Annotated in this window: 20 protein-coding genes and 1 pseudogene; 9 read left to right on the top strand and 12 right to left on the bottom strand. The window is 65.1% G+C overall.

The genetic code is table 11. The features are described from left to right. Window positions 1-66 precede the first annotated feature (66 nt). On the top strand, window positions 67-1,305 hold the full coding sequence (locus tag M3P36_RS10415) for a dicarboxylate/amino acid:cation symporter (protein WP_249703193.1): 1,239 nt from the start codon (window positions 67-69) through the stop codon (window positions 1,303-1,305). A 2-nt stretch (window positions 1,306-1,307) separates the two neighbouring features. Here M3P36_RS10415 and M3P36_RS10410 read toward each other — a convergent pair whose 3' ends face one another. From M3P36_RS10410 to dapB, 4 genes are read right to left on the bottom strand one after another with little or no spacing between them, the layout of a single operon-like run. After that, on the bottom strand, window positions 1,308-1,709 hold the full coding sequence (locus tag M3P36_RS10410) for a hypothetical protein (protein WP_249703192.1): 402 nt from the start codon (window positions 1,707-1,709) through the stop codon (window positions 1,308-1,310). 46 nt (window positions 1,710-1,755) lie between these two features. Next, complete coding sequence (gene nth, locus M3P36_RS10405) at window positions 1,756-2,427, bottom strand: endonuclease III (protein WP_249703191.1); 672 nt, start codon at window positions 2,425-2,427, stop codon at window positions 1,756-1,758. A gap of 11 nt (window positions 2,428-2,438) precedes the next feature. Beyond that, a complete protein-coding gene (locus M3P36_RS10400) occupies window positions 2,439-3,374 on the bottom strand; it encodes a YwqG family protein (protein ID WP_249703326.1) in 936 nt (311 codons plus the stop codon). A 2-nt stretch (window positions 3,375-3,376) separates the two neighbouring features. Continuing rightward, complete coding sequence (dapB, locus tag M3P36_RS10395) at window positions 3,377-4,117, bottom strand: 4-hydroxy-tetrahydrodipicolinate reductase (RefSeq protein WP_249703190.1); 741 nt, start codon at window positions 4,115-4,117, stop codon at window positions 3,377-3,379. 35 nt (window positions 4,118-4,152) lie between these two features. Here dapB and M3P36_RS10390 point away from each other — a divergent pair, with 35 nt between their 5' ends. Beyond that, window positions 4,153-4,854 (top strand): NAD-dependent deacylase, encoded by a 702-nt coding sequence (locus tag M3P36_RS10390; RefSeq protein WP_249703189.1) that lies wholly within the window; start codon window positions 4,153-4,155, stop codon window positions 4,852-4,854. 146 nt (window positions 4,855-5,000) lie between these two features. After that, the gene (locus M3P36_RS10385) at window positions 5,001-5,315 is read left to right on the top strand and encodes a hypothetical protein (protein ID WP_249703188.1); all 315 of its coding nucleotides are present in this window, start codon (window positions 5,001-5,003) and stop codon (window positions 5,313-5,315) included. Here M3P36_RS10385 and M3P36_RS10380 read toward each other — a convergent pair. The 4 genes from M3P36_RS10380 to mutM form a co-directional block, all read right to left on the bottom strand. Further along, the gene (locus M3P36_RS10380; protein ID WP_249703187.1) at window positions 5,312-6,091 is read right to left on the bottom strand and encodes a HesA/MoeB/ThiF family protein; all 780 of its coding nucleotides are present in this window, start codon (window positions 6,089-6,091) and stop codon (window positions 5,312-5,314) included. The two genes, M3P36_RS10385 and M3P36_RS10380, sit on opposite strands and share 4 nt — an antisense overlap. 582 nt (window positions 6,092-6,673) lie before the next feature. Further along, window positions 6,674-8,077 (bottom strand): chromosomal replication initiator protein DnaA, encoded by a 1,404-nt coding sequence (dnaA, locus tag M3P36_RS10375; protein WP_249703324.1) that lies wholly within the window; start codon window positions 8,075-8,077, stop codon window positions 6,674-6,676. A gap of 527 nt (window positions 8,078-8,604) precedes the next feature. Beyond that, window positions 8,605-8,865: a 30S ribosomal protein S20 gene (rpsT, locus tag M3P36_RS10370; protein WP_249703186.1), complete on the bottom strand. Its 261-nt coding sequence runs from the start codon at window positions 8,863-8,865 to the stop codon at window positions 8,605-8,607. 117 nt (window positions 8,866-8,982) lie between these two features. Further along, complete coding sequence (mutM, locus tag M3P36_RS10365; RefSeq protein ID WP_249703321.1) at window positions 8,983-9,798, bottom strand: bifunctional DNA-formamidopyrimidine glycosylase/DNA-(apurinic or apyrimidinic site) lyase; 816 nt, start codon at window positions 9,796-9,798, stop codon at window positions 8,983-8,985. A 104-nt stretch (window positions 9,799-9,902) separates the two neighbouring features. On the opposite strand from mutM, the gene M3P36_RS10360 reads away from it, so the two are divergent. The 6 genes from M3P36_RS10360 to dut all read left to right on the top strand — a co-directional run bounded on the left by M3P36_RS10360 (window position 9,903) and on the right by dut (window position 16,198). Continuing rightward, window positions 9,903-10,433, top strand: coding sequence for a DUF1993 domain-containing protein (locus M3P36_RS10360; RefSeq protein ID WP_249703185.1), 531 nt, complete (start codon window positions 9,903-9,905; stop codon window positions 10,431-10,433). A gap of 61 nt (window positions 10,434-10,494) precedes the next feature. Further along, window positions 10,495-11,226 (top strand): class I SAM-dependent methyltransferase, encoded by a 732-nt coding sequence (locus tag M3P36_RS10355; protein ID WP_249703184.1) that lies wholly within the window; start codon window positions 10,495-10,497, stop codon window positions 11,224-11,226. Between the two features lie 5 nt (window positions 11,227-11,231). Beyond that, entirely contained in the window at window positions 11,232-12,788 is a 1,557-nt protein-coding gene (ubiB, locus tag M3P36_RS10350; protein WP_249703183.1) for a 2-polyprenylphenol 6-hydroxylase, read from the top strand. Next, window positions 12,776-13,864 carry a hypothetical protein gene (locus tag M3P36_RS10345; RefSeq protein ID WP_249703182.1) on the top strand — a complete coding sequence of 363 codons (1,089 nt, stop codon included), beginning with the start codon at window positions 12,776-12,778 and terminating at the stop codon, window positions 13,862-13,864. The genes ubiB and M3P36_RS10345 overlap by 13 nt, the downstream gene beginning before the upstream one ends. Before the next feature lie 113 nt (window positions 13,865-13,977). Beyond that, window positions 13,978-15,699, top strand: a complete 1,722-nt coding sequence (locus tag M3P36_RS10340; protein ID WP_249703181.1) for a bifunctional phosphopantothenoylcysteine decarboxylase/phosphopantothenate synthase — start codon at window positions 13,978-13,980, stop codon at window positions 15,697-15,699. Between the two features lie 37 nt (window positions 15,700-15,736). Further along, a complete protein-coding gene (gene dut, locus M3P36_RS10335; protein ID WP_249703318.1) occupies window positions 15,737-16,198 on the top strand; it encodes a dUTP diphosphatase in 462 nt (153 codons plus the stop codon). Here the strand turns inward: dut and M3P36_RS10330 are convergent. The 4 genes and pseudogenes from M3P36_RS10330 to M3P36_RS10320 form a co-directional block, all read right to left on the bottom strand. After that, window positions 16,195-16,479 (bottom strand): hypothetical protein, encoded by a 285-nt coding sequence (locus tag M3P36_RS10330; RefSeq protein ID WP_249703180.1) that lies wholly within the window; start codon window positions 16,477-16,479, stop codon window positions 16,195-16,197. The two genes, dut and M3P36_RS10330, sit on opposite strands and share 4 nt — an antisense overlap. 49 nt (window positions 16,480-16,528) lie before the next feature. Continuing rightward, window positions 16,529-16,981, bottom strand: a pseudogene (locus M3P36_RS15335) (DUF2306 domain-containing protein); the annotation flags it as partial. Window positions 16,982-17,030: 49 nt separating this feature from the next. After that, window positions 17,031-17,996: an alpha/beta hydrolase gene (locus M3P36_RS10325; protein ID WP_249703179.1), complete on the bottom strand. Its 966-nt coding sequence runs from the start codon at window positions 17,994-17,996 to the stop codon at window positions 17,031-17,033. A gap of 116 nt (window positions 17,997-18,112) precedes the next feature. Then, window positions 18,113-18,838 carry a DUF4136 domain-containing protein gene (locus tag M3P36_RS10320; RefSeq protein ID WP_249703178.1) on the bottom strand — a complete coding sequence of 242 codons (726 nt, stop codon included), beginning with the start codon at window positions 18,836-18,838 and terminating at the stop codon, window positions 18,113-18,115. Between the last annotated feature and the right edge of the window lie 132 nt (window positions 18,839-18,970).

Raw genomic sequence — 18,970 nt, 5'->3', positions numbered from 1 at the left:
GCGGTCTGATAGGCTCTGCACCAAAGCTGCGTGCGACAGGACGGCGCGTGAAAGAGGGAACTGCCCATGCTGCGATTGTGGTTTGCCACGGCCTTGTGGAAGCGCGTGATTGCGGCGCTGCTGCTGGGGATCGTGACCGGCTTCCTGTGGGGCCCGGAAGCCGAAAGCATCAAGTGGATCGGCGATGCCTTCGTGCGGGCGATCCGCATGCTGGTGGTGCCGCTGGTGTTCCTCTCGCTGGTGGCGGGCGTAGCCTCGATCGGAGACTTGCGGCGACTGGGTGCGGTCGGCTGGCGAGCCTTGCTGCTGTTCGTGGTGACCGGGCAGATTGCGGTATGGCTGGGTATTGCCCTGGGCCTGATCTTCGCGCCGGGCAGGGGGCTCGATACCTCGGCGCTCAATCCCGGGCCGACACCCGTGCCTGCGACCACCAGCGCGGTGGAAATGATCCTGTCGATCATTCCGGAAAATCCCGTGGCGGTCATGGCCAGCGGGCAGGTGCTGCCGCTGATCGTCTTTGCCATGCTGGTGGGCATCGGCATCGTGATGGCCAAGGAGGATGGCCAGCCGCTGGCCCGCCTGTTCGACAGCGGCGCGGTAGTGATGCAGAAAGTCACGGCCATCGTGATGGAACTGACGCCCTTCGGTGTCTTCGCGCTGATGGCCTGGGTTGCGGGAACGCTGGGGCTGGATGCGCTGTCGGCGCTGGGCCAGCTGGTGCTGCTCAACTACGTCGGCTGCCTGCTGCTGATTGCCGTGGTCTATACCTCGATCGTGCGGTTCATGGCGAAGCTGCCGGTAGTGGCCTTCTTCCGCGGGATCGTGGACGCCGTGGCCGTGGCCTATTCCACCGCCTCATCCAACGCTGCCCTGCCGATCACCCTGCGCTGCGCCCAGCGCAACCTGGGGGTCAGCCGCCCGACATCGAGCTTCGTGGTGTCGCTGGGGGCAACGATCAACATGGACGGCACGGCCATGTACCTGGGGCTGGCGACAATCTTCGGCGCGCAGATATTCGGCGTGGACCTGAGCTTTGCCGATTACCTACTGATTTCGGTGCTGGCGACGCTGGGCTCGGTGGGAGCGGCGGGGATTCCCGGCACCGGCCTCATCATGATGGCGCTGGTGTTCGGCGCGGTTGGCGTGCCGCTAGAGACAATCGCCTTTGTCGCCGGGGTGGACCGGATCATGGACATGATGCGTACCGCCACCAATGTAACCGGTGACAGCGCGGTGACCGTGGCCGTGGCCACTGCCACCGGCGAGATCGACCGGGCAGAAATGATCAGCGCTGACGACGTTTAGAACTAGCGCGCCCCCACAATCTCCACCGGCACGAACTGGCCGAGGCCGCAGGTCCCGACCTGTCGACCATCGCTGTCGAGCACACGGATGATATCGTTGCTGCACAGCTGGGTCGTGCCGCGTAGGTCATAGCCGAAACGCTCCTCGAACCCCAGCCCGGCGCACCGGTTCGGCAGGGTGTTGCGATAGACGGTATCGCCCAGCATCTCGAAGTCGATGGTGTAATCGTCATGCACGTCGGTGCTGTCGATGCGGTTCACTGCCACGCAGTTGACAGGCTCGCCCACCACTCTTGCCTGCGGAGCGCGGATATCGGCCTCGCGGGTGGTGGAGCTGTCCTGCATGCAGGCGGCTAGCGGCAGCGCGGCCAGGATGACGATGAACGGACGGATAGGGCTGGTCATGGCAGGTCCTCTCGAAATGCGATCCTCCCTTGCCAGACGGAATGGATCAGGCGGAGCCTTGGTTGCGGTTCTGGCCTGCCGGGGGTGATAGCACTTTTTGGCGGAACGAGCACAGATCCACTACCGGGCAGCGCCAGCATTCTGGAGTGCGCGCCTTGCAGATGTAGCGCCCGTGCAGGATCAGCCAGTGGTGTGCGCCGAGGCGAAAGGGAGCAGGCACGCGCTTTTCCAGCTTGGCCTCGACCTGTTCGGGCGTCTTGCCCTTGGCCAGGCCCGTGCGGTTGCCGACGCGGAAGATGTGGGTATCGACCGCAAAGGTCTCCTCGCCGAACCAGCAGTTGAGCACGACATTGGCCGTCTTGCGGCCAACACCGGGCAGGGTGACCAGCTCCTCGCGCGTGGCCGGAACCTCGCCGCCGAAATTGGCCACCAGCAGCCGCGCCATCTCCATCACGTTCTTCGCCTTGGAATTGAACAGGCCGATGGTCTTGATATGCTCGCGCAGGCCTTCCTCGCCGAGGTCGATCATCTGTTGCGGCGTTTCCACCTTCGCAAACAGCGCCCGCGTCGCCTTGTTCACGCCCACGTCGGTCGCCTGGGCGCTCAGCGTGACAGCCACGAGGAGCTGGTAGGCATTGCCAAAGAGTAGCTCGGTCTCGGGCGATGGGTTGTCCTCGGCCAGGCGGCGGAAGAACTCGAAGATCTGGTCGCGGGTCATGGCAGGATGGCTCAGCTGCAATCCCAGGTGAAGGCAAGCCGGCTGAAATTGCAGGCGCGCAGGTCTGTCGGAGTGATCAACACATTGGCCTCGCCCACATCTCCCCAGATCACGTGATCGTCCGATGTCAGACGCAGCAACACCCGGTCATAATCGTCGCAATGGCCGGGGTAGCGGACATCCTGCTGTACGAAGACCGGGTGCCCGCCGATATGATGGCGCAACGGCGGCATGCGAGCCTCGTCATTATAAATGTCCTCGATCCGTTCGATACCGGGACGGCGCAGTTGCCCCTCGAGTCGCTGGACGATGCGCCAATCGCTATAGTCGGGTTCCATCGCCTCAAGGCTGCCTGCCGCTAGCGCCACGCCAACCTCTCTTGCTACCGAAGAGAACGGGCTGACCGGCTCCGGCGCAGGTGGTTGAGTGGTGGCCACGCGCCCTTCGTCCGGTCGGGCGAACCATCGTGCATGGATGCTGCTGGCGCGCGGATCGTCGAAATCGACACCGTGGCTATCGGTCTGCCCGACAAACAGCAGGAGCACGCCGCTGGCGGGATAATCCGGCAGCGGCGGCAGGGCGGCAAAATCGATCTGGACGAGGAACTCCATCGGCACGCCGTCGCCATCTTCTGGCCACGTCTCGCCCGGGGGCAGGAAGGCGGGCACGCCAAGATGGCAGCCGACAGGGCCCAGCGCACGTGCCGGATCCGGCGTCAAGGCAACGCAGGGCAACGCGAGACCAGAAAGCCATTGGCGAAATTCGGCGACTTCGAGATCGATGACAGGCTCGCCCACCGGATTGGCGGCTTCGTATTCGGCCTGCCAGGTTTGCTGGCGTTCCAGCCATTCACGCCGCGCACGGCGCTGCTGCCACCACCGGCGCGCGGGACCAAAGCACAGCACCAGCACCACGATCGCCAGAGCGATCATCCCGCCGAGGCTCATGGTCACAACCCCAGCACGTCCCGCATGGTATAGCGGCCCGGTGGCTGGCCGATCAGCCAGGCCGCCGCGCGCACCGCGCCGTGGGCGAAGATCATGCGGTTTTCGGCAGAGTGCGACAGGACGATCCGCTCCTGCTCTCCGGCGAAGATCACGCTGTGTTCGCCCGCCACGGTGCCGCCGCGCAGGGCCGCAAAGCCGATCGCGCCTTCGGCGCGCGCACCGGTGTGGCCGTCCCTGCCGCTCTCCATATGCCCGGCCAGCGCGATGCCGCGCGCCGCCGCAGCGGCCTCGCCCAGCAGCAGGGCCGTGCCCGAGGGTGCATCGACTTTCATGCGGTGGTGCATTTCCAGAACTTCGATATCCCAGTCCGTCGCCAATCGCGCCGCCGCCTCGGCGACCAGATGCGCCAGCAGGGTGACGCCCAATGAGGTATTGCCGGTCTGCAGCACGGCCACGGCCTGGGCGGCATGATCGATGGCCATGTGGTGTTCTTCAGCCAGACCCGTGGTCCCCACTAGGATCGGCACGCCCGCGCCGATGGCGGCGTGGAGGTTGTTCTGCAAGGCGGCAGGCGCGGAGAAATCGACCAGCGCCGCGCTCGCATCGGCGAGGCGCGAGACGTCTTGGCCCTTGTCCACTCCACCTGAAAGCTGGTGCCCGGCAGCGGCGATGGCCTGCTCCAGCGCCTGGCCCATGCGCCCCGAACTGCCGATAATTCCGATTGCTGGCCCAGAACTGGTCATTGATCTTCGTCCCTCTTTGCGGCTTCATGGGGGCAATGGACGATATCCGCAACATCGTGATCCTGACAGGTGCCGGGATAAGCGCCGAGTCCGGCCTGCGCACCTTCCGCGCCAGCGATGGCCTGTGGGAGGATCACCCGGTCGAGGAAGTCGCCACGCCCGAAGGGTTTCGCCGCGATCCGGGCCTGGTCCAGCGGTTCTACGATGCGCGCCGGGCCGATGTGCAGGCAGCCGTTCCCAATGCGGCGCACCTTGCACTGGGCGAGCTTGATATGCGGTGGAAGGGGGAACTGCTCATTGTCACCCAGAACATCGACGACCTGCACGAGCGCGGCGGCGCGCGGCGAGTGCTGCACATGCATGGCGAGGCGTTGAGCGCGTGGTGCACCTCTTGCGATACGCGCCGCCGCTGGACCGGCACCCTGCGCGACAATCCGCCGTGCCCGGCGTGCGGGATGGCTGCCTTGCGCCCCGATATCGTGTGGTTCGGCGAAATGCCCTACCGCATGGGCGAGATATTCCAGGCCATCGGCCGGGCTGACCTGTTCGTTTCCATCGGCACCAGCGGCGCGGTCTATCCGGCGGCGGGTTTCGTCGAGGAGGCCCGGCGGACGGGTGCGCACACGCTGGAACTCAATCTCGAACCAAGCCTTGGCAGCCGCCTGTTCGATGAAGCCCGCCTCGGCCCGGCGAGCGAACTGGTGCCCGCTTTCGTGGCTGAATTGCTACAAAAGTAACCCCGCAGCCGGAATTGTCGCAACCTGTGTCAATTCGTCGCACAATAGTGTTGCACCGTTAGAAAGCTAACGGCATTATCACCCACGGAGAGAGACGGATTACCCGCAAAAGCGGCGAATCCACCTGGGGAAGGGGCGCAATCACTATGGGGCGAGATACCAGCGCAATGGGTCAATCGGGGACTCCGATTACGATCCGCGCGCAATTCCTGGCCGATTGGCAGGACGAAGTCGGCCATGCCGGGGCATCCGGCTTCACCATTCCCGTTGAGCAGCCTGACACCCGCGCCAATCCCCCGCGCGGCCACTGGAAGCAGGCCGATGTAAAGCGCGCCATTGCCGCCGCCCAACAGGCCGGATTGCAGCACTACCGCGTCGAAATCGCACCCGATGGCACGCTGGCCATCGTGGTGGGCGGACCTGCGGTGGAAGCGGCGGAACTGGTGGCGGTTCGGGGCTAGGGCATCCCACAAGCCCGGCACGCCGGATCCTTGGCGATCTTCAGCGTCCGCATCCCCGGCTTGAGCCCGTCAAGCAGGTGCAACTGGCCCCACTGCGGATCGCCCATGGAACCCACGATAATCCGCACGGCCTGCATGGCGGCAAAAGTCGCCGCCCAGCCGGCCATCGCGCCCAGCATGCCGTCTTCGGCGCAGGTATCGCAATCCTCGGCATCGAAGGCATCGCCGACATAGCAGCGATAGCACGGGTTTGCGGGCAGGTGCCCGGCAAAGGCGCCGACCTGCCCCTGGAACCGGCCCACGGCGGCGCTTAGCAGCGGCACGCGCTCGGCCACGCAGGCGTCCGACGCGGCCAGGCGGGTGGCGAAATTGTCAGTGCCATCCAGCACCAGGCTTACCCCTTCGACCATGCCCGGTGCGGTTTCGGGCGTGATGCGGGTGTCCGATATGGTCACTTCCAGCGCCCGGTCGAAATTGGACACCCAGCGCCGCGCGGCCACTGCCTTTCCATGGCCGATGTCGCGTTCGGTATAGATCGTCTGGCGTTGCAGGTTGCTGGCATCGACCACATCATCGTCCACCAGAGTCAGCCGCCCGATCCCTGCGGCGGCCAGGTATTGCAGCGCCGGTGCGCCGATCCCGCCCAGCCCCAGCAGCAGCACATGGGCATTGGCCAGCGTCGCCTGCCCCGTGCCGCCCAGTTCGGGCAGCACGATGTGGCGGGCGAAACGGTCGAGCCGCTCAGGGCCGAGGAGGGCGGGGGACGAAGATGCCATAAGGCTTCCTAGGACCAGTGCGGCAGGAACGAAACGAAAAGCTTTTGGGAGGGTTAGGGAGCGCGTGGGTTCGTTTGCGGCGGAAGAAGGAAAGAAGAGATTTGTCACACGAAGACACGAAGAGTCCGGGCTGCGTCGCAGGCCCTCGTTGCCTACCGTGCCGCCTCGACATAGGCCGGAACTTTAAAGCGGCTTCGCCGCAAGTTCGGCATCTTCGTGTCTTCGTGTGAGACCCCTTCCTTCCTTCCTTGCGGCACACCTCGCCAAGCTAGGAGAACACTTTCCTACAACCTGTGGACGGGTGCAGCAGGGCGCACGGCTCTTTGTGAATTGTGGACAGCAGGCCTTAGGGCGCATTTCTCCCGGGCAGGTGTCACTTTGACACTTTGCCTGCAAGCTCTTGATATTCTGTCGAAAAAGGGTGCGAAATGAAGGTGACACCCTGTCACTTCTGTCACCTTTGCCGCCAGCCCTGCTCCTGTGGACAAGGCAGTGGATGGATGGCCGACAAGCCTGTGGACCCGCCCGGCACAAGTGCGCGGGCAGGCCACGGCAGCCTGATGGTGGATTACTGCGGAAAGATCAGCTTTCGAGCTGGCGCAACAGGCTCCGCACGTCACCGTCCATGTCGGCATCGCGCTTGCGCAGGTCCTCGATCAGGCGGACCGCGTGGATCACGGTGGAATGGTCACGCCCGCCGAACTTGCGGCCGATTTCGGGATAGGAGCGCGGGGTCAGCACCTTGGCGAGGTACATCGCCACCTGCCGCGGACGGACCACGGCGCGGGCGCGGCGCTTGGAGCTCATCTCGCTGCGGTCGATGCGGTAGAACTGGCAGACGGTGCGCTGGATTTCGTCAATCGTGATGCGGCGGCGGTTGGCCGAGAGGATATCGGTCAACTGTTCCTCGGCCAGTTGTAGCGACACGACCTGGCCGGTCAGCTGGGCAAAGGCGATCAGCTTGTTGAGGCCGCCGACCAGCTCGCGCACATTGCGGCTGACGGTGCGGGCGAGGAACTCGATCACGTCGCCCGGCACTTCGAGCGGGGCAAAGCGGGTGAGCTTCGACTCGAGGATCTGGCGGCGCAGCTCGATATCGGCGGGCTGGATATCGGCCACCAGGCCCATCGACAGGCGGGAAAGCAGGCGCGGCTCCACCCCGTCGAGCGCCTGGGGCGCACGGTCGGCGGCGAAGACCAGCCGCTTGCCTTCGGCCAGCAGGGCGTCAATCGTATAGAGCAGCTCCTCCTGGGCGCTGGCCTTGCCGATGATGAACTGGATATCGTCCACCAGCAGCAGGTCGAACCCGCGCAGGCGCGACTTGAACTCCATCATCTCGTTCGACTTCAGCGCCTGGACGAATTCGACCATGAACCGCTCGGCGCTGCAGTAGAAGATGCGCGCGCGCGGGTGGTGCTGCAGGTAATCGTGGCCGATGGCATGGAGCAGGTGGGTCTTGCCCTGGCCGGTGGCGGCCTTGAGGTAGAGCGGGCTGAACTGTGGCTTTTCGGCCTTGGCCATGCGTTCGGCCGCGTTCTTGGCCAGCACGTTGGTGGTGCCGGTGACAAAGGCGGCAAAGGTCAGTGACGGATCGAGGCCGACGCTGGAGGTGAAGCCATCGTCGCCGATCGATTCCATAGCCAGCACGGCATCGTTGGCCGCGCGGTGGCCGAAGCCATCCTCGCCGCGCAGGTCGATATCGGCCAGCTTGCGGCGGCCCGGATGGACCTTGATCGACACCTGGCGGACTTCGCTGCGGGCGATCTTCCAGGCCAGCGACAGCCGGTCATGGAACCGGTCGTTGACCCAGTTGGCGGAAAAGTCGGTCGGCAGGAACAGCTCCAGCGTGCCGGTTTCCTTGTGGAACAGGCCAAGCTGGATGGGGCGGATCCATTGCGTGTAGAGCTGGTGGCCAAGGTCCTTCTTCAGACCCTGGCTGATGTCGGACCAGTCTGCTGCCAGGTCCAACGCTTCTTGTTCTTCCATCTTGTCCGACGCCCCAATACCCACAGTCTCACGCTTGCCCGAATCTGGCTGGCCGCCATGCGGTCCCACACGAATCATTGCTTCAATGTCCCCGTCCCTACGGCCTGCCCCGCCACGTCCTCCGAGCCAGGTAGCGGGACGCAAAAGCTCCCCTGCCGGAGCGCCGCATGGCAGCATTCCGGGTCCCGATCCAATGGCTCACTTGTTGTTGGCTGGGGCGGTTGCTCCCGGCCATGGCCCCGTTATGAACGCGGGAGCAAAAGGGGCAAGTGCCGGGCTGTAAAAAAAGCTAAATATAGGGAGTTGACTCGGCGGGAGGCGGCAGGCTTGCGTTCAATTGCTTGAATTAAAACGATAGTTTTGTGACAGTCCTGCGAATCGTGAGAATACCTACACTTGCTGCGATGCGGTGCAGAGCTATGCTGGACATGCGAAAAGGGCCGGTGGATAAACCCCCGGCCCCCTGGTGTCTTGGTTCCGATTTCGTTCCGCTGAAACGGGTCAGCGGCAGCGAATCATGCAGTGCCTCAGAGGGCAGCGATTCGCTTCGACAGGCGGCTCATCTTGCGGGCCACGGTGTTCTTGTGCAGCACGCCCTTGGCAACGCCGCGGGCCATTTCGGGCTGGGCAGCCTTCAGGGCTTCGGCAGCGGCGGCCTTGTCGCCATCGGCGCAGGCAACTTCGACCTTCTTGACGAAGGTGCGGATGCGGCTGACGCGGGCGCCGTTGATCTCGGCCCGGTTTTCGTTGCGACGGATGCGCTTCTTGGCTTGCGGCGTATTGGCCATGTTCGTCCTTGTCTCGGGCAACCGGAGGTGCCGGATGTCATCTTTGTCTGAATGTCGAAAACGGCAGTTACCCGCCGGAAAGCGCGCGCCTTAGCCTCGGCTCGGCGAATCGTCAAGCTAACGCTGGCACTTCGGACAGAACCAGGTGCTGCGTCCGCCTTGCACAATCCGCCGGATCACGCCGCCATCATCGTGCAGGCAGGCCTCGCCCTCGCGGCCATAGACGGCAAAGCGGGTGGCGAAATAGCCAAGTTCACCGTCGGGCTGCATATAGTCGCGCAGGGTCGATCCGCCGTCGGCGATGCTTTGCATCAGCACGGCGCGGATCGCGGGGACCAGCCGGGCAAGCGCGGGCTTCGATACCTTGCCCGCCGCCTTGCGCGGATCGATGCCGGCGGCAAACAGCGCCTCGCAAACATATATGTTGCCAAGGCCCGCCACCACTTTCTGGTCGAGCAGCATGAGCTTGATCGCCTGGCTGCGCCCTGCCAAGGCGCGGTGGAGATGGGCGGTGTCAAGATCGTCACCCAAAGGCTCCGGCCCCATCACGGCAAAGGCGGGCCACTGGCCAAGAAGCGGCGTATCGACCAGATCGACAAAGCCGAAGCGGCGCGGATCGTTGAGCGTGAAGCGGTGGTCGCCCGCATCCAGCACAAGATGGTCGTGCTTGTCCGCCGCAACAGGATCGATCCGCCATGTCCCGCTCATCCCGAGGTGGAAGATGAGCGTGCTGTCGCGATCGGTATGGATCAGGCCATATTTCGCACGACGGCCCAGCGATGTGACGGTCGCCCCGACGAGCGCCTGGACCAGCCCGGCGGGAAAGGCAAAGCGCATGTCCGGGCGATTGAGCTGCACATGGGAGATGCGCTGGCCGAGCAGGAACCTCTCCAGCCCGCGCACAGTGGTCTCGACTTCGGGCAGTTCCGGCATGAGCGGGAGGTAGGCGGCGACACTGTGCTTGTCCATGTGTAGCAGATTGCCACGCATGGGGCGCAGTCCTAGAGCGACGGAGCAACAACAAAGAGGAATACCCCTTGTCGATTTCCCCCACCCAGGCCTTCGTCCCGGCCGCAGTCGCCATGCTGACCAACATCAAGGCCCTGCTCGACAAGGCGGCCGCCCAGAAGGACGAGGCAACTCTGGTCGAAGCGCGCCTGGTGCCCGACATGTTTGCCCTTGCCCGCCAGATCCAGATCGCATCCGACATTGCCAAGAATGGCGCGGCACGGCTGGCCGGGATCGAGGCGCCATCGATGCCCGATACCGAAGCCAGCTTTGCCGAACTGAAGGAGCGATGCGACAAGACTATCGCCTTCCTGCAATCGGTCGATGCGGCGGCGATCGATGCCGGGATCGGACGCGAAATCGAGATCCGGTTTCCCAGGGGCGGCGGCATGAAGTTCGACGGGCTGACCTACCTGACCGGGTTCATCCTGCCCAACCTCTACTTCCACACCACCATGACATATGCCATTTTGCGGGCCGAGGGTGTCGGGATCGGCAAGCAGGATTTCCTGGCCCACCTGGCGGACAACATGTTCGCCCCGCCGGAAAAGGCCGAGTGATGGTGATCAGGCCAACGCTTTCGCTGGAACGCTGCGAGCCGACCAGCTAGGGCGCTATGCCATGAACGACACCGTTTCCTTCGGCTATGAGGACATAGCCCCGCAGGAAAAGACTGCCCGCGTGGGCGAGGTCTTCTCCAATGTTGCCGCCAAGTACGACGTGATGAACGATGCCATGTCGGGCGGCATGCACCGGCTGTGGAAGGACAAGTTCGTCCGCCGGGTAAAGCCCCAGCCGGGCGAGGCGATCCTCGATATGGCCGGCGGCACCGGCGACATTGCCTTCCGCATGGAAGCGCTGGGCGCCGATGTAACCGTGTCCGACATCAACCAGGAGATGCTCGACGTGGGCATCGAACGGGCGGTGAAACGCGGCATCGATACGCTTGTCTGGTCGCGCCAGAATGCTGAGGAGCTGACTTTCGAGGACCGGATCTTCGACGCCTACACCATCGTTTTCGGCATTCGCAACGTCACCCACATCGACAAGGCGCTAAAGGAGGCACACCGTGTGCTGAAGTACGGCGGGCGCTTCTACTGCATGGAGTTTTCCAGCACCGACTGGCCCGGCTTCAAGGAGGTCTACGATCTCTATTCGCACCGGCTCATGCCGCTGATGGGCAAGCTGATCGCTAACGACGAGGACAGCTATCGCTATCTCGCCGAATCTATCCGGCGCTTCCCGCGGCCTGCCGAGTTCGAGCGCATGATCCGCGAGGCCGGCTTCGCCAATACCCGGGTTGAGACAATCCTTGGCGGCGCGGTCAACATCCACTCGGGGTGGAAGATCTAGCGCCTGTGACCCGTCCTTCCACGCATGTCTTCCGGCTCGGCAAGTGGGCGCGGATCCTGGCCCGCCACGGTGCCCTGCGCGGCATTGCGCGCGATCCGAACACGCCGCTGCCGGTCAAGCGGCTGATCGGCCTGTTCAGCATGGGCACGATCAAGTCGCGCGAGCCCGACTATGCGAGCGCCTTTCGCGCCATCGGTCCCGCCGCAATCAAGCTGGGCCAGACGCTTGCCACCCGGCCCGACCTTGTGGGCGAGGATGCGGCGAGGAACCTGCTCAGCCTGCAGGACAGCCTGCCGCCGGTGCCCTATGCCGCGATAGAGGCGCAGATCGAGGCGAGCTTCCAGCGGCCGATTTCGGACCTGTTCGCCTCGATAGACCCGGTGCCGGTGGGCGCGGCGAGCATCGCGCAGGTCCACAAGGGCGTGACGACAGATGGCCGCGTGGTCGCGATCAAGGTTCTGCGGCCCGGCATCCGCGAACAGTTCGCCGCCGATATCGCCACCTATGAATGGGCCGCCGCCCACCTGGAGGCCCTGGGCGGCGAGGCATCGCGCCTGCGGCCGCGGCTGATCATCGCCAATTTCAAGCGCTGGACCAACCGCGAGCTGGACCTGCGGCGCGAGGCGGCCTCCGCATCCGAGCTGGATGGCCACATGCGCGGCATCCCGGACTACACCATCCCCGCCATCGACTGGGACCGGACCTGCGGGCGGGTGCTGACGATCGAATGGATCGACGGGGTAAAGATCAGCAATGTCGAGGCGCTGAAAGCGGCCGGGCACGACCTGCCCGACCTGGCGCGGCGGCTGGTAATTGCCTTCCTTACCCAGGCGATCAGCGCGGGTTTCTTCCATGCCGACATGCACCAGGGCAACCTGTTCGTGCGCGCCGACGGCTCCATCGTGGCGATCGATTTCGGCATCATGGGCCGGATCGACCGGCGCGCGCGGCAGTGGCTGGCGGAAATCCTCTATGGCCTGACCACCGGCAATTACCGCCGCGTGGCCGAGATCCATTTCGAGGCGCAATATGTGCCCAGCTACCATTCGGTGGATGAGTTCGCCACGGCCCTGCGTGCGGTGGGCGAACCGATGCGCGGCAAGCCAGTGAGCGAGCTGTCGGTGGGGGCCATGCTCGACGGGCTGTTTGCCATCACCCGCGATTTCGACATGCAGACCCAGCCGCACCTGTTGCTGCTGCAAAAGACCATGGTGATGGTCGAAGGCATCGCCACCCAGCTCGATCCCGGGATCAACATGTGGGATGTCTCCGCGCCCTTCGTGCGCGACTGGATCCGTGACGAGCTGGGGCCGGAAGCGGCCATTGCCGACCGGATCAAGCAGGACACCGATACCCTGCTGCGCGTGCCCGCGCTGATCCGCCGGCTGGAGGAGATGTACCCGCCCAAGGGTGGCGCCCCCGAACCGCCGCCGCTGCCCGATATCGAACTGGTGTGGGAGCGCCGCCGGGGCCCTGACCGACGCTGGCCGGGCTATGTTGTCGCGGCCCTGCTGGGCGGCGCGGCGATCTGGGGAGGGTTCGCACTGGGATGGTTGGCCTGAGGGGACGCGTCGCGCGGTGGGACCGCTTCGCGCGGCTCGCGCCCGGCGCCGCCATGCTGGTGATCGCCTTCGCCCTGTTGCTGCTGGCCGCGGCTGCCTTGACCCCACGAACCGACCGCACTCCCGTCTCTGCTCCCGAAAGCAGTGTCACGACCATGGCCCCGCGCGACAAGGACCTGGCGCTGTATGACGAGATTGCCCGGCGCGTGGGCGCGGGTGAGGCTTACTACCGCGTGGCGGTGGAGGAACAGCGGGCGCGCGACTTTCCGGTTAGGCCGGGTCTGTCGGTGCGCCTGCCGACCCTCGCCGTGCTGTTCGGCTGGCTGGGTACGGCGGGCATGGCCGTGCTGGCGGGTGTGCTGGCCGTGCTGACGCTGGGCGCATGGTGGCTGCGGCTGGGCGAGGAGCCGGGGGGCGAGGAGCGGCGGACCATCGGACTGTTGTTGCTGGTGATCGGTACGGGGACGGGCCTGAAACTCGATTACCTCGTGCTGCACGAAGTCTGGGCAGGCCTGCTGCTGGCGCTGGCCTTTGGCCTGCATCGGCCCGGGAAGTGGGGGCTCGCTTGGCTGGCGGCGGCGGCTGCCCTGGCGATCCGCGAACATGCCCTGCCATTTGTGCTGCTGCTGGCTGCGATGGCCGCCTGGCGGCGCGACTGGCGCGAGACTGCGGCATGGGGCGTGCTGGCGCTAGCCTTCGTCATCGGGCTGCTGGTCCACCTTGGCCAGGTGAACCTGGTTCTCTCTCCCGCCGATCCGGTTGCCCCCAGCTGGCTGGTATTTCGCGGGCTGGGCGGTTGGACGGCGAATGTTGAACTGTCCACCGCGCTCCACCTGCTGCCGGGCTGGCTGGCCGCGCCGCTGGTGCTGCTGCCGCTGCTCGGCTGGGCGGCGTGGAAGACTGATGCGGGCCTGACCGGCCTGCTGCTGTTTGCCGGATATGGCCTGCTGTTCATGATCGCCGGGGGAGACGATACCTTCTACTGGGCGCTGATGGTTACGCCGTGCTGGTTCATCGGCCTCGCCTTCGTGCCGCGTGCGGTGCGATCGCTGGTCAATTCGGCGCGCGGGCTGTGAGCAGCATCGGTGCCATGCCAATGCGTCGCTTGTATAAGCCGCGCTGAAAAGGCACAAAAAGCCAATCTTAACCAAGTTCCGGCAAGGACATGCCCGGAAGGACCGACAGGACAATGGACAAGCCAAGCGTTCTCCTGGTGATAGGCGGAGGGATCGCTGCCTACAAATCGTGTGAACTGGTGCGCCTCATCCGCAAGGGTGGGGCCGATGTGACCTGCGTGCTGACCAATGGCGGCGCGCAGTTCGTCACCCCGATGGCGCTGGCCGCCCTGTCCGGCAATCAGGTCCACACCAGCCTGTGGGACCTCAAGGACGAGGCCGAGATCGGCCATATCCAGCTTTCCCGCCAGGCCGACCTGGTGGTCGTCTGCCCTGCCACGGCAGACCTGATGGCCAAGATGGCCGCCGGCATCGCCGACGACTTGAGCACCACGCTGATCCTCGCGACCGACAAGCCGGTGCTGGCCGTGCCCGCGATGAATGTGCGCATGTGGCTGCACGAGGCGACCCAGCGGAACGTCCAGTGGCTGGCCGACAGCGGCGTGCGGGTGATGCTGCCCGATGAAGGCGAGATGGCCTGCGGCGAATATGGCCCCGGTCGCCTGCCCGAACCCGAAATGATCTGGCTCGAGATCGCCGATATCCTTGGCCTCGAACCGGGCGATGCGGGTCACGAGAATGTTGCCGCGTACCTGCGTCGCATGGCCGAGGATGAGGTGGCCGAGGAAGAGGATTACGGTCCCGTTGTCGCGCCCGTTCCCGAAGTTGAAGGTGGTGGCCTTGGCGGACTGCTCAGCTCGCTGATCCAGCGCACCACCGCTCGCCGCATCCGCGAGGACGAGGCAGGTTACGAGGACATGGGCGAACTGCCCGCCGAAGAAGTGGCAGACTTCGATCCCGATTATGTCGGCCCAGACCTGCCCGAACCCGATCCCGCGCTTGGCCCGGTGCTTGCCACCAAGGGTGCTGCCGTCGCCGCTCCGCCGACCGATCGCGAGGCGATCAACCACGAGGTCAACGCCCGCCAAGCCGCCCCGCAGCCTTTCGAAGGCGAGGAAGCGGCCATCCCGGTCGGCGGTCCCGTCAGCACACTGGCACCGGTTCCCGCAATGGCCAAGACCATTGCCGAACCGCCGGGCGCTCCGCCGGTCTTCGCTGCCAGCGAGCACCAGCCGCTGAAGGGGCGCCACGTTCTCGTAACCGCCGGGCCCACGCACGAGGCGATCGATCCGGTGCGCTATCTCGCCAACAGGTCATCCGGCCGCCAGGGCTTTGCCATCGCCGGTGCGGCTGCCGCGGCAGGGGCGCGGGTGACGCTGGTGACCGGCCCGGTCCACCTCGCCACGCCGGCAGGCGTCGAGCGGGTGGACGTGGAAAGCGCCGAGGACATGCTGAAGGCAGTCAAGAAGGCGCTCCCCGCCGATTGCGCGATCATGGTCGCCGCCGTGGCCGATTGGCGCCCGCGCGACTTCCACGCCGAAAAGATCAAGAAGCGCGGAAGCGCTCCACCCGCCCTGATGCTGACCGAAAACCCCGATGTCCTCGCCATGGTGGCCGCCAGTTCCAAACGGCCCGACCTGCTCATCGGCTTTGCCGCCGAGACTGAGAACGTGGTCGAAAACGCCCGCAAGAAGCGCAAGAGCAAAGGCGTGGACTGGATCGTGGCGAATGACGTATCGGGCGCGCCGGGTGAAAGCGTGATGGGCGGCCTGACCAACACGGTCCACGTGATCCGCGAACGCACGGTCGATGACTGGGAGGAGATGGGCAAGGACGACGTCGCCTTCCGCCTGGTCGAGGAAATCGCCCTGCACCTGGAGAAGGCCCATGCCTGACAACGACCGGGCCGAACATGAGTTGTTTGACCGCCGCATGCAGATCAAGGTGCCGGTACGCATCAAGCGCCTGCCGCATGGGCACGGCCTGCCGCTGCCCGAATATGCCACGTCGGGTGCGGCTGGGATGGATGTGGTTTCGGCCGAACAGCTGATCCTGCGCCCTGCCATGCGCCATGCCGTGTCCACCGGGTTCGCCGTCGCCCTGCCGCCGGGCTACGAGATGCAGGTACGCCCGCGCTCCGGCCTGGCGCTGAAGCACGGGATTACCGTGGCCAATTCGCCCGGCACGGTCGATGCCGATTATCGCGGCGAGGTAAAGGTGATCCTGGTAAACCTGTCGGACGACAACTTCACTATCCAGCGCGGTGACCGGATCGCCCAGCTGGTCGTCTCGCCCGTCACGCTGGCCAGCTGGGCGGAGGTGGACGAGCTTGACGATACCGCCCGCGGCGAGGGCGGCTTCGGCTCGACCGGGGGCCATGCGGGGCTTACCTAGGTCCGCAACCCCAGCCCCCACTGGATCGCCGGCCACCATGCTTGCGTGAAGAAGAACCAGGTCGCCAGCAGCAGGAAACCGGTCGCGACGAGCAAGGTGGTTCCCGCAGCGACCCTGCCGCCTGCAGACAGGACGAGACCGCCCCGCGACCTGATGAAGACTTCTGCCACCAGCAGGTTGGGCAGGAAGAACCACAGGTTCATTACCCGGTCGAACCACCCGTCGAAGTGGTCGGTATGGCCCGCACCATCGGCAATCGCGAACCAGAAGCCGTAATCCATCCGGTAGAGCCACGAACCGATGGCCAGCGCGAACAGCCGGATGGCCCATCAGATCGCGCGCCATGGCGTGGCGTACTGTCTGGACCGCTGTTGCCACCATCAGCACGCCATAGAGCGCGAAGGACAGGCTCATCATCGTCCCTCCGACAGTCCCGCGCAGGGCGATAAACAGGAGTCCGCCGAGGCCGGTGAGGACGGCGCTGGTCACATAGATCCGCCCGGTGACGCGGTGCAGACGCGGCCAGCGGCGGCGGACCGATGACAGCAACTGGATCGGCCCCAGCAGCAGGAGCAATGCGCCGAGCGCGAAATGCACCCCGATACCTGCCGTTGCCGATGTCGAGCCATCTGCGACATGCAGGCCCGGTAGGAAGGCATTCCAGCTCGACAGGTCATCCTGCCGCAAGGCCCCAAGATAGAATGCCAGGATGAACAGCGCGAACAGGGCGCTGCTCAACCAGACGGTGGCCGTCAGCGCGACAACCGGCCAGCGCAGCCCCATTGCCGGTTTTGCGGCAGGCATGGCGACGGCGCTGGTCATATGCGTGGCGTCATATCCCCCGCATCCATGCCAGGAACGGGCCCGACAGGCTTTCGTCTGCCGACCCGATGCTGGCGCCTTCGGTCATGTGGTTGTGATCGCGCAGGTACAGCATGCGCGGGCACTGGCCGCTGGCTCCTTCGGCGCACAGGGTGTCGCGGGCTGCTTCGGCGAACTGGTGGAACATGTCTGGATCGTATTCGGCCCAGCCGATCATCACCGGGATGCGCGTCGTGCCAAGCCGGGCGATGGCGGGAGCTGCCGTCTGGCGGCTCGGATCGTTGCCGTAATAGGCGTGGGCTTCCTCGCCCATTTCCAGCGCATAGGCGGGCGACAGCAGCAGTGCGCCCCTGACCCCGGCTGCTTCGGGCCCCTGCATCTCGGTGTACTGGACATAGTCGGCCACGTGGCTGGCGCCGGCTGAATGGCCCCACAGGAATATCCGGTTCGGATTGCCGCCATATTCGGCGATATTGGCACGCACCCAGGCGATGGCGGCGGCCAGATCGTCGCGCCCGGCGGGGAACTGCGCAGCGGGGGCAAGGCGGTAGTCAATGTTGACCCCGACCATGCCGTTCCTCGCCGCCCAGGCCGTGGCGCTTTGCGGATAGTAGTTCCCCTGTTTCGATCCACCGGTAAACCCGCCGCCGTGGACATAGACCAGCACCGGGCGCTGCTCGCCTTCGGGGGCGTCGTTGAGGGTATAGACATCGAGTTTGTGCAACGGATCGCTACCATAGGACACGTCGGTGGTCATGGTTACGTCGTCATAGGGCGGGGGCGGTATCAGAGGGGCGAAGATGTCGAAACTGGCGGGATCGATCACTTTGCCGGCCGCGCGGATCTGGGCTGCCTGTTCCTCGGGCACGCCGGGCCACGTCTGTTCCAGCGTGGTCACTTCCTCGCTTGGTGTCTCGCCACAGCCAGCCAGCGCCACTGCCGCAACCAGCCCTGCGGTCGCCAGAATCGCCCTCATCCCGTCTCTCCCCTTGTCGCTTTGCGCCAGCCTGCCGCAAAGCGCGGGCAAAGAAAAGGCGGGCCTTCCATTCATGGAAGGCCCGCCCGCTTCTTCCCGCAAGGGGACCTGCCGGATCAGCGCTGGTCGCGGCGAACCGGCTGGTCTTCCGGCGCGATCGAAATGCGTACCGTCTCGCCCGAATTGCCGGGGAAATCGGTGAACATCGCTTCGACCAGGTTGGGCACCAGGTACTGTAGGCGGTTGGAAGTCGAGACCGCTTCGGCCTGGCCTTCGAACAGACGCTCGCCGGTGCGTGCGTTGTCGATCTTCAGTTCGATGCCGCTGGTATAGATCGTGTAGCTATCCACCTCGCGGTTGAACCGGCTGGCGCCGAAGAACGGATCATGCCAGCCATAGCCCCAGCTGCGGCTGGGCACATTGGCCACCCGGCTGTTGCCACGACGGTCACGATAGATCACCGGCTGGTAGGAGAACCACGGATCGTAGAACGGATCGCGATAGAACGACGAAGGACGGCTGCGGACGCGCTCGCGCCCCTGGTCCACGCCATAGTCGAACCGTACCAGCAAAGTGGCATTGTCCGGGCTGGATGCCTGCGAATAGCCCAGCCGGGCCATCGCTGCTTCGACATGGTCGGCGTAAAGCGAGAACTCGAGGCCGCCAGCCAGCGCCGGATCATCTGCCACCACGGCAAAGGCCTGGCCTTGTGGGGCGGGCAATTGCGATTCGAAGCGCGACACATCGGCGCGGAACGGGGTGGCGCAGGCGGCCAAGGCACCGAGCATTATCGGTACCGCCGCCAGTTTCCATCCCCGGCTGAATTTTGAGAATAGGGACATGGCTAATTCTTCCTGTTCGATGCGACCCACCCTTGGGGTTGAACGCATATGTTCCAACATGGTCCCCACGATAGCCAGTGTGGGCTGAACAACGATTGAATGGAAGTCCTGTAAAAATCGTTCAAATTCAGC

The sequence above is a fragment of the Altererythrobacter sp. KTW20L genome (assembly GCF_023501975.1).
Lineage (GTDB): Bacteria > Pseudomonadota > Alphaproteobacteria > Sphingomonadales > Sphingomonadaceae > Alteraurantiacibacter.
The sequence above is the reverse complement of the archived record's forward strand: the minus strand, read 5'-3'. Positions and strand labels throughout refer to the sequence as shown.